The sequence below is a fragment of the Chryseobacterium sp. PCH239 genome (assembly GCF_018924625.1).
Taxonomy (GTDB): Bacteria; Bacteroidota; Bacteroidia; order Flavobacteriales; family Weeksellaceae; genus Chryseobacterium; species Chryseobacterium cucumeris.
Map to the genome: position 1 here is coordinate 1,766,846 of NZ_CP073027.1, position 22,035 is coordinate 1,788,880.

General features: G+C 36.4%; 19 protein-coding genes. 11 read left to right on the top strand and 8 right to left on the bottom strand.

What is annotated here, in order from left to right; all coding sequences use genetic code 11:
• Positions 1-5 precede the first annotated feature (5 nt).
• From KBP46_RS07995 to KBP46_RS08005, 3 genes are all read left to right on the top strand, one after another.
• Positions 6-2,285 (top strand): cation:proton antiporter, encoded by a 2,280-nt coding sequence (locus KBP46_RS07995; protein WP_253297236.1) that lies wholly within the window; start codon positions 6-8, stop codon positions 2,283-2,285.
• 83 nt (positions 2,286-2,368) lie between these two features.
• Entirely contained in the window at positions 2,369-2,866 is a 498-nt protein-coding gene (locus KBP46_RS08000) for a hypothetical protein (RefSeq protein ID WP_253297237.1), read from the top strand.
• A 55-nt stretch (positions 2,867-2,921) separates the two neighbouring features.
• Positions 2,922-3,446, top strand: a complete 525-nt coding sequence (locus KBP46_RS08005; protein WP_367397894.1) for a hypothetical protein — start codon at positions 2,922-2,924, stop codon at positions 3,444-3,446.
• A gap of 7 nt (positions 3,447-3,453) precedes the next feature.
• On the opposite strand, the gene KBP46_RS08010 is transcribed toward KBP46_RS08005, so the two are convergent.
• Entirely contained in the window at positions 3,454-4,101 is a 648-nt protein-coding gene (locus KBP46_RS08010) for a hypothetical protein (protein ID WP_216445083.1), read from the bottom strand.
• A 434-nt stretch (positions 4,102-4,535) separates the two neighbouring features.
• On the opposite strand from KBP46_RS08010, the gene KBP46_RS08015 reads away from it, so the two are divergent.
• The 7 genes from KBP46_RS08015 to KBP46_RS08045 all read left to right on the top strand — a co-directional run bounded on the left by KBP46_RS08015 (position 4,536) and on the right by KBP46_RS08045 (position 13,150).
• A complete protein-coding gene (locus KBP46_RS08015) occupies positions 4,536-5,558 on the top strand; it encodes a LysM peptidoglycan-binding domain-containing protein (RefSeq protein WP_216445084.1) in 1,023 nt (340 codons plus the stop codon).
• 1 nt (position 5,559) lies between these two features.
• Positions 5,560-6,411: a PAAR-like protein gene (locus KBP46_RS08020; RefSeq protein ID WP_216445085.1), complete on the top strand. Its 852-nt coding sequence runs from the start codon at positions 5,560-5,562 to the stop codon at positions 6,409-6,411.
• 3 nt (positions 6,412-6,414) lie between these two features.
• A complete protein-coding gene (locus KBP46_RS08025) occupies positions 6,415-9,180 on the top strand; it encodes a peptidoglycan DD-metalloendopeptidase family protein (RefSeq protein WP_216445086.1) in 2,766 nt (921 codons plus the stop codon).
• A gap of 1 nt (position 9,181) precedes the next feature.
• Positions 9,182-10,231, top strand: a complete 1,050-nt coding sequence (locus KBP46_RS08030) for a hypothetical protein (RefSeq protein WP_216445087.1) — start codon at positions 9,182-9,184, stop codon at positions 10,229-10,231.
• 27 nt (positions 10,232-10,258) lie between these two features.
• A complete protein-coding gene (locus KBP46_RS08035; RefSeq protein ID WP_216445088.1) occupies positions 10,259-10,726 on the top strand; it encodes a hypothetical protein in 468 nt (155 codons plus the stop codon).
• Between the two features lie 25 nt (positions 10,727-10,751).
• A complete protein-coding gene (locus KBP46_RS08040; protein WP_216445089.1) occupies positions 10,752-11,489 on the top strand; it encodes a hypothetical protein in 738 nt (245 codons plus the stop codon).
• Between the two features lie 818 nt (positions 11,490-12,307).
• Positions 12,308-13,150, top strand: coding sequence for a prephenate dehydrogenase (locus KBP46_RS08045; RefSeq protein WP_137905854.1), 843 nt, complete (start codon positions 12,308-12,310; stop codon positions 13,148-13,150).
• 108 nt (positions 13,151-13,258) lie between these two features.
• Here the strand turns inward: KBP46_RS08045 and KBP46_RS08050 are convergent, their stop codons facing one another.
• The 7 genes from KBP46_RS08050 to KBP46_RS08080 form a co-directional block, all read right to left on the bottom strand.
• Positions 13,259-14,677 carry an L-serine ammonia-lyase gene (locus KBP46_RS08050; protein WP_062671299.1) on the bottom strand — a complete coding sequence of 473 codons (1,419 nt, stop codon included), beginning with the start codon at positions 14,675-14,677 and terminating at the stop codon, positions 13,259-13,261.
• Positions 14,678-14,777: 100 nt separating this feature from the next.
• Positions 14,778-16,121 (bottom strand): ammonium transporter, encoded by a 1,344-nt coding sequence (locus KBP46_RS08055; RefSeq protein WP_216445090.1) that lies wholly within the window; start codon positions 16,119-16,121, stop codon positions 14,778-14,780.
• An 83-nt stretch (positions 16,122-16,204) separates the two neighbouring features.
• Positions 16,205-16,870 carry an alpha/beta hydrolase gene (locus KBP46_RS08060; RefSeq protein WP_216445091.1) on the bottom strand — a complete coding sequence of 222 codons (666 nt, stop codon included), beginning with the start codon at positions 16,868-16,870 and terminating at the stop codon, positions 16,205-16,207.
• Between the two features lie 108 nt (positions 16,871-16,978).
• The gene (locus KBP46_RS08065; RefSeq protein WP_216445092.1) at positions 16,979-17,605 is read right to left on the bottom strand and encodes a YceI family protein; all 627 of its coding nucleotides are present in this window, start codon (positions 17,603-17,605) and stop codon (positions 16,979-16,981) included.
• Between the two features lie 78 nt (positions 17,606-17,683).
• Entirely contained in the window at positions 17,684-18,250 is a 567-nt protein-coding gene (locus tag KBP46_RS08070) for a YceI family protein (RefSeq protein WP_062671305.1), read from the bottom strand.
• A gap of 143 nt (positions 18,251-18,393) precedes the next feature.
• Positions 18,394-19,443 (bottom strand): glucokinase, encoded by a 1,050-nt coding sequence (locus tag KBP46_RS08075; protein ID WP_216445093.1) that lies wholly within the window; start codon positions 19,441-19,443, stop codon positions 18,394-18,396.
• Between the two features lie 116 nt (positions 19,444-19,559).
• Positions 19,560-20,123, bottom strand: coding sequence for a hypothetical protein (locus KBP46_RS08080; protein WP_062671310.1), 564 nt, complete (start codon positions 20,121-20,123; stop codon positions 19,560-19,562).
• 372 nt (positions 20,124-20,495) lie between these two features.
• Here KBP46_RS08080 and KBP46_RS08085 point away from each other — a divergent pair, with 372 nt between their 5' ends.
• Positions 20,496-21,878, top strand: a complete 1,383-nt coding sequence (locus KBP46_RS08085; RefSeq protein ID WP_216445094.1) for a DUF1800 family protein — start codon at positions 20,496-20,498, stop codon at positions 21,876-21,878.
• Positions 21,879-22,035 lie beyond the last annotated feature (157 nt).

The window sequence follows — 22,035 nt, forward strand, 5'->3', positions numbered from 1 at the left end:
GAATCATGAATTTGGGGAAATACAAAAATTTAATTTTCTACATTACCACCATCGCAGTCTTTTCCGCTCTGATGTATTATTTCATCATCGAAGGGCAGACGCTGGAAGTAAAAGAAAATATCGTTGCCAATACCAGCAGCGGCTCTACCTGGGATAATTTCCTGGAATCATTCAAAACCAATCTTCACCATCCGCTTGCGCTATTATTGGCGCAAATTGTCACTATTATTATGACAGCAAGGCTTTTCGGATGGATTTGTATGAAAATAAAACAGCCTACGGTTATCGGAGAAATGATTGCAGGGATTGTACTCGGTCCTTCACTTGTGGGAATGTACTTCCCTGAGTTTTCCGCTTTTCTTTTCCCAAAAGAATCATTAGGCAACCTTCAGTTTCTGAGCCAGATAGGTCTTATCCTGTTCATGTATATTGTTGGAATGGAGCTGGATCTGAGTGTATTAAGGAAAAAAGCTCATGATGCGGTTGTCATCAGCCATGCAAGTATTATTATTCCTTTTGCTCTGGGAATAGGCCTTTCTTATTTTGTGTATCAGGAATTTGCTCCGGATGGTATCCAGTTTACCTCTTTTGCTTTATTTATAGCCATTTCGATGAGTATCACAGCATTTCCGGTACTGGCGAGAATCGTACAGGAAAGAAACCTCCAGAAAACCAAACTGGGAACAATTGTTATTACCTGTGCTGCTGCCGATGATATTACAGCATGGTGTATTCTTGCTGCCGTAATTGCTATTGTAAAAGCAGGTTCTTTTGCAAGCTCTATCTATGTGATTATCATGGCTGTTGCTTATGTATTTTTAATGATTAAAATTGTAAGACCCTTCCTGAAAAGAGTCGGAGACCTTCAGGCCGGAAAAAATACGATCAGCAAACCCATGGTGGCTATTTTCTTTCTGACATTGATCTTATCTGCATATGCTACTGAAGTAATCGGTATTCACGCTTTATTTGGAGCTTTTATGGCCGGAGCTATTATGCCTGAAAATACAAAGTTCCGTACCCTTTTTATTGATAAGGTAGAGGATGTGGCATTAGTACTTCTGCTCCCATTATTCTTTGTATTCACAGGACTCCGTACCCAAATCGGCCTTCTTAACGACAGTCATCTGTGGATGACCGCCGGATTTATTATTCTGACCGCGGTTCTCGGAAAGTTTGCAGGAAGTGCGTTGACGGCACGATTTGTAGGTATTAACTGGAAAGAAAGTCTGACGATAGGAGCTCTGATGAACACACGAGGCCTTATGGAACTTATTGTACTCAACATTGGATATGACCTTGGCGTTTTAAGCCCTGAAATTTTTGCAATGCTTGTGATCATGGCTCTATTCACCACTTTCATGACTGGGCCTGCACTGGATTTTATTAATTTTATTTTTAAATCTAAAAAAAATCAGGACGAATCCATTCAGGATAATGATTCCAAATACCGCGTTCTTCTCTCATTTGACAAGCCGGAATCCGGAAGTACTTTGTTGAAGCTAGCACACAATTTCACCCATAAAATGAACGGCAATAAAAGCATCACTGCGATGAATATTGCTCCGGTAGATGAAATGCATGCCTATGACATCAATGAGTATGAAGAGTCACAGTTTCAGAATGTCATTGAAACCTCTCAAGATCTGAATCTGGAAGTTACTACCCTCCTCAAAGCATCTACTGATATCGAAAGTGATCTTACCAGCATTACCAACAAAGGACATTATGATCTTCTCCTGATCATGCTTGGGAAATCTATGTATGAGGGAAGTTTATTAGGAAGGTTATTAGGCTTTACCACCAAGATTATTAATCCTGAAAAACTATTGAACACGGTAAAAGGCAAAGGAAATATATTCAACAATTCTCCTTTTGACGATTTTACGCTTCAGATTCTCGACAAAACCAATATTCCCGTAGGAATTTTGGTGGAAAAGGACTTTAAAGCGGCAGATAAAGTATTTGTTCCGATCTTTAATCTGAGTGACTTCTACCTTCTTGAATATGCTAAAAGACTGATCAATAACAATAATTCTCAGATTATCATTCTGGATGCGGCAGGACAGATCCGAAATAATATTGAAGTAAAAGAACTGATCAGAAGCATTGAACAGGTAGCTCCAAACCACATCACTCTGTACAATGAGAAAAAGATTGAAAAAGATTTTCTGGGTTCTCAGGATCTGATGCTCATCAGCAGTAAAAGCTGGAAAAACCTGATCGATACAAAAAGTCTATGGCTGTCTGACATCCCATCAACATTAATAATATCAAATCCATAACACAATAACACACACCGATATTTCTATTTCTATTGAAGCTGTAAATATTATTCGTTGTCTGTAAAGAAAAAACGGGTATATTTATGGCTTTAATTTTTTGGGACATGCTGATTAACAGTGAAAATGGAGTTATAGAGCTGGAAACCTTTGCTACCAGACTTTATAAAGGAATGAGTCTTGATCAGCTGAAACAGTCTGATTTTTATAAAGAAAAGTATCATGATCTGTGGGATGTAAAAACCGGATATTTTTGGTATTATTTTAAGCCTGTAGAAATAAAGGGATATCAGGTATCTTTCAGTCTGTGCTTTTTTAAAGATCATCTGGACATCATCCATATGAATACATGGGAAAACAGTGATGCCAAAGACTGGAATGAATGGACAGAGGAAAAAGAAATGAATATTTTCCGCCGGAATAATACTTTCCTGACCAAAGTCCTTGGAATATCACCCACCCAAAAAAAGAAAAAACCTTATCCCGGCTGCACCTTCAGATTTCCCTGGGGAGATGTGTGGTCGGTTTACGACCCGAGAAGCGCCGCCAGCTTTATGGGAATCAATTTTAATGAAGAGGAATAACAAATAAAAATAACTTATAACCAAAGAATAAGAGAACACTATGTGCCGATATGCCATGATGGTTTACAAAGGTCATTATGCCTGTTTCAACTGCCAGAAAACATTCAAACGCCGCCACCTGAAAAATGTGGACCGGGATGCTCAGACCTCTGTGGAAGCCAAGTGTCCGGAATGTGGGAATCTGATGGCCAATATGGGACTTGACTTTAAATCCCCGCCCAAAAATGATGATAAGCAATGGGCTCATATCCGGGATTTGTATACGGTTGGAATCACTTTTCATTCATGTGGATGCTCTGGTCCCGGATATATTCCCCAGGACCGTAAGGCCATTATTGATTATCTGGAAAAAGTTCGTTCAGAATACATGAAATCTCTGGTATTCTGGAGATACCGCATAGAGCCTGAAAATAAAAAAGAACGCGAACTGGACTATCAGAAAAACAGCTCACACCTATGGGCCGTCAACCGTAATGCTTTCAAAGAAACAGTGACCAATCAGGAAGGAATTAACTATTGGCTTAAAAGAATCAATGAAGTTGAGGAAAGACTCAATATCATCAAGGCTGATAAATCATAACGCTGCTCTAGTTTACAAGCTTCAGAAGCCTTTTAAAATCCTCTTTGATTTTTTCCTCCTGCTCAGCGGGATAATCCGCACCGATACTAAATCCGCGTCCTGTAGTATTGGTGATCATAATGATATTTCCGTTTTCAAAATAATTCCTTGTTGTGATAACCTCGGACTTATTGAAATCAAAGGCTTCCGTATCCTTATTCTCTTTCATTGCTTTAGCATTATAGAAAAGCGGCCGGTTATACCTATACTCTTTCTCGAAAACAAAAGAAAGCTGTCCGTTAAGAAGATAATATTCTGTCAGCTTCTGCCCGATTTCTCCATAATGTTTCGCAATTACCTTTTGCAGACCTTCATCTGTGTAATAAAATGTGGCCTCCCCGCCTTCTGCAGATTCTCCTTCAATATCTTTCTTTTTGACAGCAGTCCATTTTGTCACGGAATTGATTCTTTTAAAATTTGCCTGAATAGGTTTTATCCTATTTTTTAAACTCTTGTTTCCTGTTGTATCTTTCTCATTGTATGCTTCTCCCTTCTTTACAGTATCCTGTGCTTGGATAGTGAAAAAAACAGGCGACTGATCTCCGGACTTCTGAGCATATGCAAAACTCAAACTGATCAATATTATGCAAACTCCATGCAAGAATCTATTCTTCATATTTTCTTTTTTATAGCTTTAAAATTAATAATAACTTTTGGTTGTACTGCATATAATGAAACCACAAAAGTTACAAATAACTGTTTTAGCTTTGAAAATCCTTATACCAGCTAAGATTCCTACAGAATGATACAATTGGAATGATTGTCTTACCATACAGTTTGCCACTCCGTAGAAATCCAGCCACATTAAACCAACAAGAAAAGCATCAACAAAAACTCCAATCCTGACCAGCACCACAATTGAAGACGTACAATTCCCATCCTCCGGAGAGGTGGCGAAAATTCAAAGAATTTTTGACGGGGTCGTTTTCGGGGTGGTTTCTTCACACCATCAGTTTCATGTCGTAATTCTACTACAATTTTTAAAATTTAACCCCAAAAATTTATTTCCAACAGTGTTTTTTAATAGCTTTATCTGATAATTCACATTGGATGGAAATTGATTTCTTACAATATCAGGTACGAAACGGAGACACACTCACCTCCATCGCTTCCCGGCTGGGTATGACCGGTGAGGAGCTTAAGCTGTTTCATAATTCCCATTGCCCGAAAATGGATAAAGTCTGGTTTGAAAACCTTAATGACGTTAAAAATATTTTTGTCCCTACTCATTTTAAAACAGAATCACAGAAGGAAAATGAAAGGAATAACAGTCTTCCCGGCCAGTTCTCCGATTCCTTTTGGGCCCAAACTTATAGTATTAATGAGACTTTTGAAACGTCTTTTGAATCTTCAGTTAACATCGATTATACCATTGATGTAAATCTCCGAAAAGACCAAAACACAGGTTTGTATATCCTTAGCTACAGTCAGAGAGACTTTAAATCAGGAGGAAATGAACCTGATGATAAGGTAAGCGGCCTTTCGATAGCCTGCATGAAAAGTATTATGCCGCTTGAATTTATTCTTAATGAACAAGGCAGGATAAAAGGATTGGCAGATCATAAAAAAATCACGGACACTTTTACCGGACAGCGTAAAGATCTTGAAGAGTTTTATGTAGGTGAAGTCTCTCGAAATTATATGGATTCTTTTGAAAGGAACATCAGCAATGAAGTGTTTTTATTACAGCAATTTCAGAGTACACTGCTGTTTCAGACTCTTTTCCCCAAAACAGACTGGTTCAGGAGAAAAATAAAGTGGACAGAATCTTTTTATTTTGTACAGAATTCATTTCCGGTAGCCTGTGAAATTAAACCTGAACATAAAAATAAAGAAGAGGACTCTGTTTTAACTATTTTAAGCGGAAAAATCACTGAATTATGTACCTCACAGGAGATCATGCGCGGGATCAGGCTCAAAAAACCGGCTGCAAGACCGGCTTCAGGAAATATTGTATTAGAATACACCACTCACACTAAAAATAAGAATCTTCTTCAGGCTAAAGCCTCGGTTTTACTCAGCCATGAAGAGGTATTGATACACCAACATCACATCAATATAACACAAGGATAATATGAAAAATTATGTCACACAAAAAGGCGATACTTTCAGTTCTCTGGCCCGGCAGTTTAAGCTGAAAAATGAAGGTATTTTAAAAACTTACCATAATCTCCACTGTCCGCCGGAAGATGTCATGCAGGAACCTGTTCCGGGAAAAACGATCTTGATTCCGGAAGATCCACAACTCATGGCTGAAAAAATAGAACCTCAAAATATGGCTGCATCTTCTCAGGAGCAATCTACAGAAAATGTAGGTTCTGATGAAGGAGATTCAACGGAAGAAACTCCACAAAATCAAGAGCAGTCATCGGGAAAAACGGAACAACAAAGTGATAAAGAAGAAAAGGAAGATCAAAAAGAAGACAGTGGTTCCAGTCCTCATGAAGGAAAATATTTCATTGTGCAGAAAGGAACCGTGCAATGTAATCAGGGATTTAAATTTCCAAAATTTAAAGTGACCAGCCATCAGAAACACTACTGGAATGATGAAGAAGGAAACGCTAATTACCTGGCCGTAACAGAGGATGATCTTCAGCTCGATCCTGCGGCACAGCCGTTTGGACAATGCAAGCTCAAGCCAAGTTCGGGAGGATATCTTCCGTGTGCTTATGCTCCAGCCGGAAAGTGGCAGAAGACGTATGAAAAAGTAAAAGTGATGGGGAAAAGTTGTCTTACGGAAATCTCAGAACTCATGTGCAGTACGGGAGGGAAAATTACCATCCTTAAACATGGACAGCAAAGCGAAGTCGGTAAAAGCCAGGTTGCCAAAGCGAATACGCAGGAACAGCAGGTTTATAATCCTATTGTGGATTTTGATGAATTCAAGGAAGATACAAAAGATACAGACCAACTTTATTATAGCTAAGCCATGACAGGAACAATTATCGGGAATCAGAATCCTCTGGTAGGAACAACCTATACCTACGAGATAAAACCTTCAAGCCTTTCATTTGGTCTTAAAGGTGATTATGAATGGTATCTTTTTAAGAAACAAAAGAACGGAAGCTGGAAAGACATCACCGGAAAGCCCAAGACTGGTGAAAAGGTAACGTACAATTTTGGGGAAATAGCACTGGGAATAGAGTTTCAAATGAAAGTCTATGAAACTAAAAAAGGTCTTTTACCTGATCTTCCCTCTACCAGAGAACTGGCTGGAAGCTGTGTATTAATACCAACAAGCAACAAAGTTCCGAAGATTGATAAAGTAGTACTCTTCAACAGAGGAGCAAAAGACGTCAATAAAGCCAGCTACCGTGATACTCTTATTGCGCAGGCTCATTGTATTGCAATGTTTAATAAAGAGATTGAGTTTCATCTTTGGGAAGATGACGCTCCTGGAAAAGGGCACGATGCCAGTATTAACAAAAACAACCGTCACACCCGCAGCTATAAGGCTCGCGTCAATGAAAAAGGGATTGCAGAAGTGTCAATACCCCTGATGTCTGATGAAAAAATCCTTCGTCAGATGGCCAATCAGTTTCTGATGAAAGGTGACAGGAATGAAGGTGCCAATCATGAGTATTATGTTACAGCCACTTATTCAGGGCAAATTCAGGGAGCCAGCCAGGTGAATGTAGCTGTAGCCAATCCGGATTATAAAGGCCAGCCTCAAAACCAGCCAAAACCCAAGCCGCAACCTGAAAAACACACGCCAAAATTTCCGGCCGGACAAGGAGGTGGTCCCAAACAGCCGGATCCTAAAGGCAATATTATAGAAGCTGTTTTCATTGATGATAAAGGAAATGAACTTTCCAAAGTCGCTGTAGGTGATAAAGTAAGGGTAAGAATCCACTCCAAAAATATGGTGGGAAAACACATCCAATATGTAGTCTGGGAATATGATACCACTTCCAATGATGAAGTTTACAGAAGCGGAAATATTAAAATTCCTGCCGATGTATGTGATACTTCAGGATTTGTCATTACCAAAGACATTTTCGGAAAAGGAATAGACTCCCCTATCGGCGATCCGGACTCCAGTACACAAAATTATTTCATCGAAATTATCTCCAAGGACCTTTCTGCGGAATCTCAGAAATTTGGGGTAAATTCGGAAGGACTGATGAAGGTGGAGAAGGTGAAGAGTGCGGCGGGGGTACAAAAAACGCAAGATCCCAAACCAGAAAATGGAAAATGTCCGAATTGTGAGAAAGATATAACTGTTGAACAATTACAAAGGATATATTCAGAGGTTAAAGATAAAACTTTATTATCTGAACTTGCAGAAACTTTAAACAAATACAAAAAGATCTATAAATTAGATACTTGTGCACGGAAAGCTCATTTTTTTGCTCAATCGATTGAAGAATCTGGGCTAGATTTATCGGGTGCAATACATGGAGAAGGTTTAAATTACTCAGCAGAAGCATTACCAATTCAGTTTAAAGCATTTAGAAAAAGAAATGCTCAAGGAAGAGCAGTTGATAAACATGGAAATCCAACAGATGATAATTCTAAAACAGTTCCAAATGATCTAGCCTATCAGTACGGAAGAAGCTCAAGGAATGGATATGTAGCGAACCAAAAGAAAATTGCAGAAATAGCATATGGAAATCGGCCAGAGTTGGGTAACAAATCTGCTGAAGACACTTGGAATTATAGAGGAAGAGGACTGCTCCAAATAACAGGTAGAACTACATATGGCGAAATTCAAAAAAGGATTGATAAATTTGCCTCATCTGAGAATATTAAAATAAGTGATGGGATTGATAGAGACTATACTCCAAAAGAGGCAGCCCTAACAGGTATGGCAGATTGGTATAAAGAGGATATGTTTGATAAGGCAGATGAAACAGGAAAATTAAAAGATGATGATGTTGTAGATTTGATTGTTAATATTATAAATAGAAATACCAATTCAAGAAAGAAAAGAAAAGATCATTATAAAATAACTAAAGTAGTTTTTGAAGTTGATAAATGTCCTGAAGTTAAACCACAAAATAAAACTGGTGATGATAAAAATGCTATCTGGAACAACCCATTAGAGAATCCCCAGATTACTATATATACGTTCGGTGGCTTAAAACGACCATGGCGATCTGCTTTCGGAAGAGTAAGAACAGATATGCCTGGAAGTGACAATGGAAAAAGGCCTCATCATGGCATAGATTTGTTTGCAGAAAAAGGAACTCCCGTATATGCATGCCTACCTGGTAAAGTAGTTAGTTTGTCTCCTGGAACTGGATACGGAAAAGGTTTAGTTTTAAAAGTAGATTCTCAATATTTAGAAATATTTAAGAAACAACGTCGAGCTTACGAACCCTACTATGTAAAATCAAAAAGGACTTATGATAAAAACAAATATGATATAGAAGGATATGGTGATTTTGACGAATATGAAGGAATTACAGAAAGTAAAGATGTTTATTTGATGTACGCACATTTAAGTGAGCTAAATGTTTCACAAAATGAAGAAATTACGATTGAAAATTATAAAACAAAACGATTAGGAAAAACTGGCGACACTGGAGCAACTGGTACTAAAGGGCCACACCTTCATTTTGAAATAAGAAGTGCTCAAAATCCTTCTGGATATTCCGAACGCTATAATCCAGCTTTCTATGTTAATTATAAGAATGAGACTCAGCTTTCGGAAGCTGAAAGAAAAAAACAAGATAAAACAGCAGGTAAGTAATATGAAAAATTTAACGAATCTATTTATACTATTATTTTTCTTTAATCTATTATCGTGTAAGGAAAATAGTCCTAAACAAGAAAAAATAGATAAACTCACAACATTATATTCTATTGATTTTAAACAGGAACAATTAAACTGTACTGGTGAAAAGTATAGTTCAAATAAATGTATTGATAAAAATAAAAACTTATCAATTTCTTTTGATAAAAATTCGATCCTATTTACCAATAATAATAAAAATTACATTGATAAATTAAATAATTCAAGTGATCTAGGATATGAAACTTTTTTATTTGGAAGCAGCAATGATGAAAAAATTATTTTAATAGATAATTTTTTAGAAAACGGACACCTATTTCTTGTCTATTATGTTAATAATAACAATATAAAGTTCTTAGGAAAAAATGAAGTAATCAACAACACCGAAGAGAACAATGCATATAATTTTAAAATAAAAAAAACAGACGATAAAGTTGATATATTCTTAAATCCTCAGCTTGGCAACTTTTCACTTGATATAGAAAAAGCAGCTAATCTTAATAACAATGATGATAAGAAAGCTATCTTAAATATTAATTTTCTTAATGATAATATTGCAACTCCAGATAAGATTACCAGTGAATTAATTTTCACAAAAGACAAATCGGGAAAATTAATAATTAATACTGATATTCTAGATTACATACAAAAAAACACAGCTAGTAGTAATAATTCATATTCCATGTCATTATCGAAATATGTAACCCAACTTATTATTAATTTTTATGATAATGAGAGTACAGAATGGAGGGAAGAAGACTTATTTAGAATAATTGGATATGCTGCAAATACCACAGATCCATTGTTTAAGAAATACTGGAAAAATAATCCTGAAGAATGGAATAATGGACAGGGGGGATATATTTTAGGTTTTTGTAATGTTGCATATCATGATCAAATCTGGGCTAAACTAACTAATAATTTCAAACAAAACAAATATTATAATTTACCTTATTTAGAAGAAATGGTGTGGTATGGAAGCGATTTTGATAAAGCAGGAGCACCTTAAGATTAGTCCATAAAACTTCAATTAATAATGAAAAACTTTTTAATCCATTTAATATTATCATCTTTCGTCTTTTGGAGTTGTAAAGAAAGGAACAAGAAGGAATGGGAAAATGCTAAAAAAGAACAAAACTCAACTTTGATTGAGGAGCAGTTTCAACCTGCCATGAAAACAAATGTAAATATGAATAAAGAAATAATTGATTTCAAAGGCTTTTATAACATTTGTAAAGCAAATCTGAGAAACGATTCTATTAAATCCGAAACCTGTTATGAAATAACAATTACACCAGGCTTAGCCTATATAGACGCCAATACATCATTGTGTAAAGGAAATTATAAAATTAAACAGATCCAAAACAATGAAATCAATTTGATAAATGAACATGATAACAACTGCGGTTTTAATATAAAAAAAGAAAACAACGCCTATTTTATTAAAAGAGAAGGAAGTGAAGCAGTATTACATGAATGGACAGAATTAGAGAAAGTAAAATAACGTTTATAAAACAAATCAGTCTTTCGTGAAAAGGTTCTTCATACTATTTGTACTTATACTTGTTGCATGTTCAGACAAGCCAAGAGAAACATCAACATCTGAAGTTTCAAGCAAGTCAGATAACACTAAAAAACTACTTCAATTAACTAAAATCAATTGTGACGAAGAAAGTACAGAATCAACAAATTATACATTAAACTGTAAAAACTTCACTGTCTCAAATACCCTTATTGAAGGAAGTGATCAAAACAGATATGAACTTATAACTTTTGTTTTTAATGACATAGAGAAGGCTATAATTAGGAAAATCAATAATGAAGATCTGGAAACCTCTTCTCCTATTGTATATTTTTCAAATACCTCTAAAAACTATATCATCTTGTTTCCTATAAATGGTGAAAACCATTTTGGGTGGAAATTATATCTGTATAAAAATAAAGTTTTATACCCGCTGGGACAAAGGGTATTGTACTGGAAACCAGATTATGAAGAATCTAATATTAATTATTCTGATATATTAAAAATCTATGAAACAGGAGATAGTATTCTTGTTGAAATACCAAGTAAGTACATTATTAAAAATGATAATGATTACAAAAATTATCCTAATTATTTAGATGGAAAATATTATGAGAAAGAAGAGAAATCCTACTTTGAATTTTCAATATCAAAAATAGAATATTACAAAAAGTATAAAAATGGACTTTTTGAAGGAGATTATAATAAAATGATTAATAATAAAATAATTGATCTTATAAAATAAATCCGTTATATCATCTAAATATAACAAGCAAATGATGAAACCCGTTTTAACTTTATTATTTATTATATTTTTCCTTTGCTCCTGTAGAGGTCAAAAAAGAGAGATAATGATATAAACTTTCTGGATGTAAAATTCCAAGCAACTGGTTTTTTCATTCCAGACATCTCCAATCCTTACCCAACATACACCTATTCAGATAAAAAAATAGGTTTTTTCAGAGTAGACTTTATTGGAAAAACAGATGAAACTCAATATTTTTGGAATCCTAATAATTCGAGAGGTTATTTTTCAAAATCCGCGAACCTTGAAAATGATGCCCAAAATTCAAAAGCGATAAAAAATCTTATTAAAGAAAATGATTATTATGTACTTGCCTCGTATTTACCTGTTAAATTCATCACTTATACAGGAGGGGAAGATGGAGAATTTGAACCAAAACAAAATGCAAAAACAACATTTTATTTATATGAAAAGAATAAATGGGAACAAATAGGAGAAATAGAAACTGTGAAAATTCCAGAAGATATTTTAACATTTGAAACTGACCTTGTCAAAAAATTTCAAAACTCAATTAATAAAAAATAAGTAGTTGGCCTACTCCTACCTTCAAAAAAACAATTCATCCCAGCTCCAGATAATTTAGAAAAGAAAATTTCGTCTCATTAAAAAAAATATTTATACCTTTGCTCTGTGATTTTTAACAACGGAACATATTATTATAGAATTTTTACCTCAGCTCTGGGATAGGGATTCTTATGAATATAATTTAAAACCTCGTCCTAGGGACGAGGTTTTTTTATTTTAAAAAATAGAAAAAGATGAAAATAAGTATTATTGGAGTGGGATTAATCGGAGGTTCGATGGCTTTGAAATTAAGAGAGAAAAACCTGGCCAGCTTCATCTACGGAATCGATAACAATACACAGCATATCAGTGACGCACTGGAACTTAAAATCATTGATGCGGGAGTAGATCTTGAACATGGAATTAAAAATTCGGATCTGATTATTCTTGCTATTCCTGTAGATGCTGCACGAAAACTATTGCCTTCTGTTCTGGATCTTGTGTCTGACCAGCAGACGGTAATGGATGCAGGTTCCACCAAAGCAGGCATTGTACATGCGGTAAAAAACCATCCGAAACGGTCAAGATTTGTAGCGTTCCACCCGATGTGGGGAACGGAAAACAACGGTCCAAAATCCGCTATTGCTGAAAGTTTCTCGGGAAAAGCTGGTGTCATCTGCAACAAAGAAGAATCGGCAGACGATGCTCTGGCTACCGTTGAAAAAGTAGTCAATGCTCTCGACATGCACATGATTTATATGAATGCAGAAGATCATGATGTTCATACTGCTTATATTTCCCATATCTCCCATATTACATCTTATGCCCTTGCCAATACCGTATTGGAAAAAGAACGTGAAGAAGAAACGATTTTCCAGCTTGCCAGTTCGGGTTTTTCAAGTACCGTACGTCTTGCCAAGTCGCATCCGGAAATGTGGGTTCCTATCTTTAAGCAAAACAAAGAAAATGTACTGGACGTTCTGAACGAACATATCACTCAGCTCAGAAAATTCAAATCCGCTCTGGAAAAAGAAAACTATGAATATCTGGAAGAATTGATTTCCAACGCCAACAGAATCAGAGGAATTTTAAGATAAAAATTCTTATACGATACTAAAAGCCCGACGGTTTTTACTTTTATTTTATTAAGAAACCCTTAGTCATAGTGGCTAAGGGTTTTATATTTTGAAATAAAATAATTTCTATTAACATTCCGGAACGTTGACTGCAATGGCCAGTCCGCCTTCCGAAGTTTCTTTAAAACGGTCACTCATAGACTGAGCTGTTTCCCACATGGTCAGAATCACTTCATCCAATGTTACTTTTGCTTTGGTGGGATCACTTTCCAGTGCAATATTGGCTGCCGTAATCGCTTTCATCGCGCCCATCGTATTCCTTTCAATACATGGAATCTGTACCAGCCCTTTAATTGGATCGCAGGTTAATCCAAGGTGATGTTCCATCGCAATTTCTGCCGCCATCAACACCTGTCCTACACTTCCTCCTAAGATTTCTGTAAGTCCGGCTGCTGCCATTGCAGAAGATACTCCGATTTCCGCCTGACATCCTCCCATTGCTGCAGAAATGGTTGCATTTTTCTTGAATAAGGTCCCGATTTCTCCCGCTACAAGCAAGAATCTTATAATATCCTCCTCACTCGTAAATGGGGTAAATGCCTGAGAGTACATCAATACCGCCGGAATAACTCCACTTGCGCCATTGGTAGGTGCGGTAATAATTCTTCCGAAGCTTGCATTCTCTTCATTCACTGCCAGTGCAAAACAAGCAATCCATTTGTTGATATTCGTAAAGTTCTCTTCAGCGTCTACTACCTGCTGGAACCATTCGTCTTTGTTTTTATAGATTTTATCTCCGAGCAGCTTTCTGTTGATTCCTGCGGCTCTTCTGGAAACATTCAGTCCGCCAGGAAGAACTCCTTCCTTATTGACCCCTTTGTAGATACATTCTTTGATCTGCTGCCAGATATAAAGTGCTTCCTGCCTAGTTTCCTCCTGGGTTCTCCAGCTTTCTTCATTCATGAAAATCAAATCTGACATTTTATCAAATCCCAGCTTTTCACAATATTTTGCAATATCTGAAGCTTTATGACAAGGATACAGCGTACGTACACACTGCTTCTGAATAGAGTTTTTTTCCTGGCTGGCAATGAAACCGCCACCTACAGAATAAAAATCCTGCACGAGTTCAGTTCCGTCTTCGAAAACAGCTCTGAAGATCATTCCGTTCGGATGAAAATCAAGGCTCTTTTTCATGTTTAAAACCAAATGATGTCCGTAAATGAATGGAATTACCTTTTCACCACCAAGGTTAATGGTTTGAGTACTCTTGATGTAATCTATCTTTTCATCAATTTTTGAAGTATTGATCGTTTTAAAATCTTCTCCATTCAACCCAAGCATTCCCGCAATATCAGTTCCGTGCCCGATTCCCGTTTTTGCGAGTGAGCCAAAGAATTCAAGAAAAACCTCTTTAACTTCTTCTATTGATCTTTCTCTTTTTATAATCCTGATAAATGCTGCTGCTGCGTTCCAGGGTCCCATCGTGTGTGAACTGGACGGACCTATTCCTACTTTAATAATTTCAAAAACCGATATTGATTCCATAAATGATTCGTCATTTTCCTCAGAAACAAAGATACATGATAAATCCTGAAATATACCTTCAAATTTTTAATGATATCAACATATCATCACAATATAAAAGCTATTGCAGGCATTCTTCATGCTGCGAAAGATCAAGCCCTTTATTTTCAGACTCTTCAGAAACTCTTAATGTGATCATGGAATCTGTAAGTTTATATAAAATTAATGATCCTAAAAAAGTAAAAATAGAAACCAAAACAAGGGCTGCCATATGATGAAGAAAAACATCAATTCCACCATGAAGCAGACTTGCTTTTTCACCATGAGCAAAAATGGCGGTAAGAATCATTCCCATAATCCCTCCTACTCCATGGCAGGCAAAAACATCGAGGGTATCATCTACTTTCTTTAAAACCTTCCAGTTCACCATCAGATTGGAAACGATTGCTGTGATAAATCCTATAAAAAGACTCTCCTGAATGCTTACAAAACCACATCCGGGAGTAATGGCCACCAAACCTACCACTGCTCCTATGCACGCTCCCAAAGCAGAAACACTTCTCCCATTGATTCTGTCAAAAAATATCCAGGTCATCATCGCCGAAGCAGATGCTATGGTAGTTGTTCCAAAAGCGGTAGCCGCAGATGCAGAAGCACTCAAAGCAGATCCGGCATTAAATCCGAACCATCCGAACCACAGCATTCCTGTTCCCAGAAGCACATACGGAATATTGGACGGCTCATGATGAGGATTCTTCCTGTTTCCTACCACCAAAGCTCCGGCAAGCGCAGCAAAACCGGCACTCATATGCACAACGGTTCCCCCTGCAAAGTCTTTTACCCCGAAATATTTGTTTAAAAGCCCCTCAGGATGCCACACCATATGACAAAGCGGCGTATAAATAAATATACTGAAAAGAACAATGAACAATAAATAAGATATAAAACGAACCCTTTCTGCAAAAGATCCGGTAATAATTGCCGGAGTAATAACTGCAAATTTCATCTGAAACAAGGCAAAAAGAATAAAAGGAATCGTGGGAGCCATCAGTTTATGAGGTAGATTTCCTACCCCGCTAAAAAAGGGATAACTGAGCGGATTTCCAATGATACCGTAATGCTTTCCGGCTATTGTAATCCCGATAGATTCACCGAAAGATAAAGAAAAGCCTACGACTACCCACACCATGGAGATAACGCCTAAGGCAATAAAACTCTGCAGCATGGTAGAAATTACATTTTTTCTCCCGACCATTCCTCCGTAAAAAAAGGAAAGTCCTGGCGTCATGAGCAAAACAAGTCCTGCCGCGGCCAGAATCCAGGCAACATCAGCGCCGACAATTTTATCTTCACTTAAAAATTCCCTTGTATCAGGAATATCGGCAGCCGGATTCCAGAATAAACCACCAATGGCAACGATTGCGATAACAGAGAATGAAACGATCCATTTTAACCCTACTTTCATAAAATTTATATTTAACCCTATCAAATTTAAATATAAATTCCATAAAAACTACATTTTTAAATCAAACACCCCTAAAAAAATATTCAATCTGGAACTTTTTCAATTTTTTCAGAAAAAATCTCTGACAGTATTTTGGAAACTTCTTTGGATTTAGTGGCCGGAAAAAGATGTGTTCCTCCTTTTACCACATAATTCGGATTTGAATAGCGGATAGGAAAAACAATGTCTTTATCACCTAATATCTGAATGACATTGGGATTCTCTTCAAATTTCCATTCGGAAACTTTTTCTACGGACCATTTGAGGTAATAAGGATCTCTTACTTTAAAATATTGAAGAAGTTTAGGATTTTTAGGGTCAAAAAGCTTTCGGACAACAGCATATACATTGGCCGCTTTGTCATTGAATAAACCTACCGGAAGTATTCTTGGGATTTTGGTAAGCTCACCTGTCTTTATGAATCTGGATTTTTCCTTATCGGATTTTATACTTCCAAGGATCACCACCTTTTCTGCAGGTTTCAATTGATTAATCTCCTGAACAATGATTCCTCCGAAAGAATACCCCAACAGGCAGAATGGTTCTGAATCATCCACTTTCTCTGCCATTCTTTTGACATAAGCATCGAAAGGCTCATTTTTTTCGGGAATAAGCCAGTCTATAAAAATCAATTCACAGTGTTTGGGAAACTCTATTCTTTCAAGGACTTTAAAGTCTGCTCCCAGACCGCTTACGATATAAATTTTCATACCACTAATTTATAAAAAATAAGGAAATAAAGGATGAGCCTCCTGATTTAACAGCATTAAAAAAGAGCAATTCTCACGAACTGCTCTTCTGTATTAATAGAATATATTTTACTTTTTCTTTTTCGGTACTCTATTCTCATTATCCAGCATTTCTGTGGAAACTTTGAACTGAATATCCATTTCGTTCTTAATGAAATAATCTTTCAATGAAGACTGATAGAATACTTTAAAGTCTCTTCTATTCAGGGAGAACTTAGCAGATTCAATAGATGTTGTAAACTGAGTAACGTATACATTCGCAGGGAAAGAGATTGTTTTTCTCACCCCTTTAAGAGTAAGGTCACCGTACACTGTAGAATTGTATTCACTGTTTGCTAAAGGAATAATTTTAGTCAAATGGAATTTTGCAATGGGGAATTTTTTTACTTCAAAAAAGTTTGGGCTCTTCAGATCGTTGGTAAGCTTGATCTGATCCTCATCAGAAACATCTCCCGCCATCATACTTCTCATATCGATAATAAACTCTCCATCCACCAGGACCGTATGGTCAAAGTTAAATTTTCCACTTTTCAGCTTTACTGTTCCTGAATGGGAAGTTTCTTCGGTTTTTACCACTTTATACCCCCACCATCTGATCTCTGATGAAGTCACTTTTGAAACTTTATCAAATTTCTTCTGGGCAGAAACAAATGACATGCTTGCGCACACCATAGCAAACAATAGTAATCTTTTCATTCTTTTTTATTTACAATTCAACAAAAATAAAAAAAAGTGTAGAACTTCTACACTTTTAATAATCTTTTTTTGATTAATTTATTGAGCAGTTACCTTTACAAGCATATCAATATCATCTTTCACAAAAACATCCTGCATCGTAGACTTGTAAGCTACGTCAAATTTTTGTCTGTCGAAAGAGAATTTGTTAGATACTAAACTTACTACTCCTTTGCTGTAAGAAATCTTAGCAGGGAAAGAGATTGGGCTTGTTTTTCCTTTTACAGTAAGGTTTCCTGTTACAAGAGAGTTGTAAACTTTATCATTGTTTTTCTTTACTCCTGTAATTTTGAAGCTTGCTGTAGGATATTTTTCAACTTCAAAAAAGTCCCCGTTCTTAAGGTGCCCGTTTAATTTCTGCTGATATTCTCCTGTAAGGTCAGTAGAAGTAATAGAAGTCATATCCAATACGAAGCTTCCGCCTACCAATTGGTTTCCTTTCATTACCATATCTCCTGACTTCACTTTTACAGTACCGTCGTGAGAACTGGCCTCAGATTTTGCTACTTTGTATCCCCACCAGTGTACATCAGATGCTACTACTTTTTTTGACTGTCCGAAAGCTAAACCACCAGCTAAAACTGCTAATAAAAATATTTTTTTCATTGAATAGAGTTATTTACTTATTTAATGATGCAAATGTAAGTATCTTATTCAATAGATTTCATTGATGTATATCAATAAAATTTATTATTTTCATGAATAATATCATTCCATAAAAAAACTCCGAATTTCTTCGGAGTTTTATTTTATAGCTGATAGTAAGCGGTGTAAAGTGCTATACCATTTAATGCTGTGTGATTTTGCTTGACCAGATAGATGGGAATATTTTTAAGCATTTCCTCCATTTTATCACTGATCTTGAATTTCTCATAGAATTTCGCCTTATCAATATATTCTGCGATCATCTGTGGAATATCTCCGGCAATCAGTAATCCTCCGGTAGCTTTTAATTTTAATGTTAAGTTATTGGCCTCTCTTGCCAGGAACTCAAGGAAAGTATCTAAAGCAATTTTGCAGATCAAAACATTTTCCTCTACAGCAGCTTTATAAAGCTCTTCCACAAAATTCCCCTTCGCAAGGCGTTCTCCTAACCATTCCGGTTCCGGGTGTCTTTTCACATCTCTCAGGAATCTGTAAATATTGAATAGTCCTGACTTGGATAATACATTTTCCCAGCTTACAATACCATAGATATTATTTAAGAACTGGTAAAATTCAACTTCTACGTTGGTTCTTGGTGAAAATTCTGAGTGCCCTCCCTCTGTTGCGAAAGGTCTCAGGTATTTTCCGTCAAAGAAATAGCCTGCTTCTCCTAATCCGTTTCCGGGAGCAAGAACCGCCACATTTCCTTTTTCAAGATGTCCGCTGGTATAAATGGCTTCAAGATGGTTATCTTCAAGAAGAGCCATTCCATAGGCAGAAGCTTCCAGGTCATTCAGCATTTCTACTTTTTCAAACCCGAAATCGCGTGTATACTCGGCAATATCTAAATGCCAACCTAATCTTGCCGGACTGCTTTTCCCGTCCAATACAGGACCTGGCACAGCCATTCCCAGACGTTTTACATTTTCAAGCTGATTATCCTGAATAAACTTCTTTAAAATATCTGAAAAGGAAGCATATTCTTTGGTTGCATATTTATTTTCTACTTTTATCTCAAGACCTCCGTTCCCGGAAACAAAATAGCCTAAGATTGTTATATCTTCACGGAGACTTGCTCCAATGATAGAAACACTATCATTATTACTGTTCTCTACTCCTGGTAAATAAAGTGGAAATTTTGGATTCAGAATCATAACCTCAAATTTTACCAAATATAATAATTGTTTTTGTAAATCCTGCACAGAACAAAAAAACCTTTCCACTTTCGTGAAAAGGTTTTGGTTAATAATTGTTTATATATTAAATCTAACTACTTTCCTAATGGGATATTGTAACCGAATCCTACTCCGATATTCCCCACATTATAGTCCTGACCTGGCAAATCTCCCTTGGTTCCTACAAAAACCTTTTGGTATTGTACGAAGAAATTCCAGTCTCTGTTGTGGTATCCGATCTCCGGTTTAAGGTAGAAACCTCCGCCAGCTCTTTCAACATTGGTGTTTGACGCCACTGCTTTATCACCAACAAGGAATCCGTATCCTAAGTCAGTTCCGAAATAGAAACCGGTTTGTTTTGGATAAATTCTGATTAAAGCTGCTACAGGAACTACTCCTACATCATTGTTTTTATATCCGTTGTTCTCTTTTCCAAAATAGTGAGTATATCCTGATGCAATACCTAATCCAAACCCTGGGGTAATCAAATTCTGGTACGCTACATCCACTCCTACTGCAGCGGAAAGATTATCTGCGGGAACTGCTAAACCAACATTTGCACCTACCTTGATCATATTGTTCATTTGAGCACTTTGGGCGCTTGCGATACCCGCTGTTAAAATACCAGCCAGTACTATTGCTTGTTTAAACATTTTCATAACTCTAATTTTTAAATTTTACTAAACAAGAGGATGTAAAAATCATGCCAAGCAAGGGTTTTTCTTGTATTTTAACATTCAAAAAAACATAAAACAATGACTATCAATATATTAATTTTAACAAAATTTAAATAATTGTTTAACAAAATTTATCAAAAATGATAGTTAAAAAGTGAATTAAAGGATGGAAGAAAGGAAGCCGGATACTGGAAGAAATATAATTCATAAAATCAACTCTATTTCTACGATCTAAAACTTCCTGCCTATTGCCTCCTACTACCAGCTTCCAGTCTAATACAACAATATTAACAATGCTTAACCCGTTGTTATTTTAACCTTTTTGTTCAAAATACATCAAAAAATAAATTCTCCATGATGGCTGATTCATTATTAAAAAACAAGCATCTTCTTTGGCGGGCAGGTTTTGGTGTTAGCATTAATCAAATTGATGGTTTGAAAAATAAAAACATTAAAATGCTGATGAATGAATTATTTAAAGAAGAAAGCTTCAGCGAAATCACTTATGACACTCCAGATCCTGTTTCTGTGGCAGACTATATGAACAGTACAGCTCCTGCAGAAAAGAAAAAAGAAATGCAGCGGATCAACAGGGAACAAAATAACGAACTGAACCTGAATTTTCTAAACTCCATCGTTAACAGTAAGGAACAGATGAGGGAAAAGATGGCCTTTTTCTGGCATGGGCATTTTGCATCACGAGTGATCAATCCAAAGTTCAACAAACAGCTTTTAAATACAATCAGGAAAAACGCACTTGGCAATTTCAGAGATCTGCTTTTTGAAATAAGCCAGTCGCCTGCCATGTTGAATTTTCTGAATAATCAACAGAATAAAAAAGACCATCCTAATGAGAATTTTGCCCGTGAAGTGATGGAACTGTTTACCATGGGAAGAGGAAATTACACTGAAAAGGACGTAAGAGAAGGAGCAAGAGCTTTTACAGGATGGAGTTATGATAAAGAAGGGAATTTTAAAGAAAGAAAAAATCTCCATGATGAAGGCAGCAAAACTTTTTTAGGAAAAACAGGCAACTTTGACGGAAATGATGTGCTCAATATTATTCTGGAACAGAAAACTACAGCACAATTTATTACGACAAAGATTTATAAATTCTTCGTCAATGAAAAACCGGACCAGGAGATTGTTAATCAACTCAGCGCCAATTTCTACCATTCAGGATATGACATCAAAAAGCTGATGACTGAGATATTTTTAAGCACCTGGTTTTATGATCAGAAGAATATCGGAAACAGGATAAAATCACCTATAGAACTGATGGCAGGAATCATGCGAATCCTTCCAATGCATATTCAGAACCCTGAAAACCTCATCGTTTATCAGAAATTATTGGGTCAAATGCTGCTTTACCCGCCCAATGTAGCGGGATGGCCGAATGGAAAGTCATGGATTGACAGCTCTACTTTAATGCTCAGGCTTCAGGTTCCGCAGATCTGGTCCGGACTCCGCCCTTTGGAATACAGCCCACGGCAGGATGATGATATTGATATGGGAATGAAATCCCGTGAAACAGCATTAAATAAAAGCTTTAAAAACCCGAATATCACCATCGACTGGGATCGTATTGAAAAGCTTTTCGCCTATAAAAACTGTGAAGATTATCTTCTGCAGAATACCCAAAGCCTCGATATGAACTCTGTAAGTAATTTTTCAGACAAGAGTATAAAAATGACTGTCATCAACCTGATGTCTACTCCGGAATATCAGTTATGTTAGGTAGGAGGTTTTAGGTTGCAGGCAGCAGGTAATAGCTGTCGCAGTAGAACTTGGCTCCTCCCTGATTTAGTTTTCACTGCTATAAAAATAAAATGTGGTCCAGCCCTATAATTTACAACCTGCAACCTGTCATCTGCCACCTGCCATCTTAACCCCT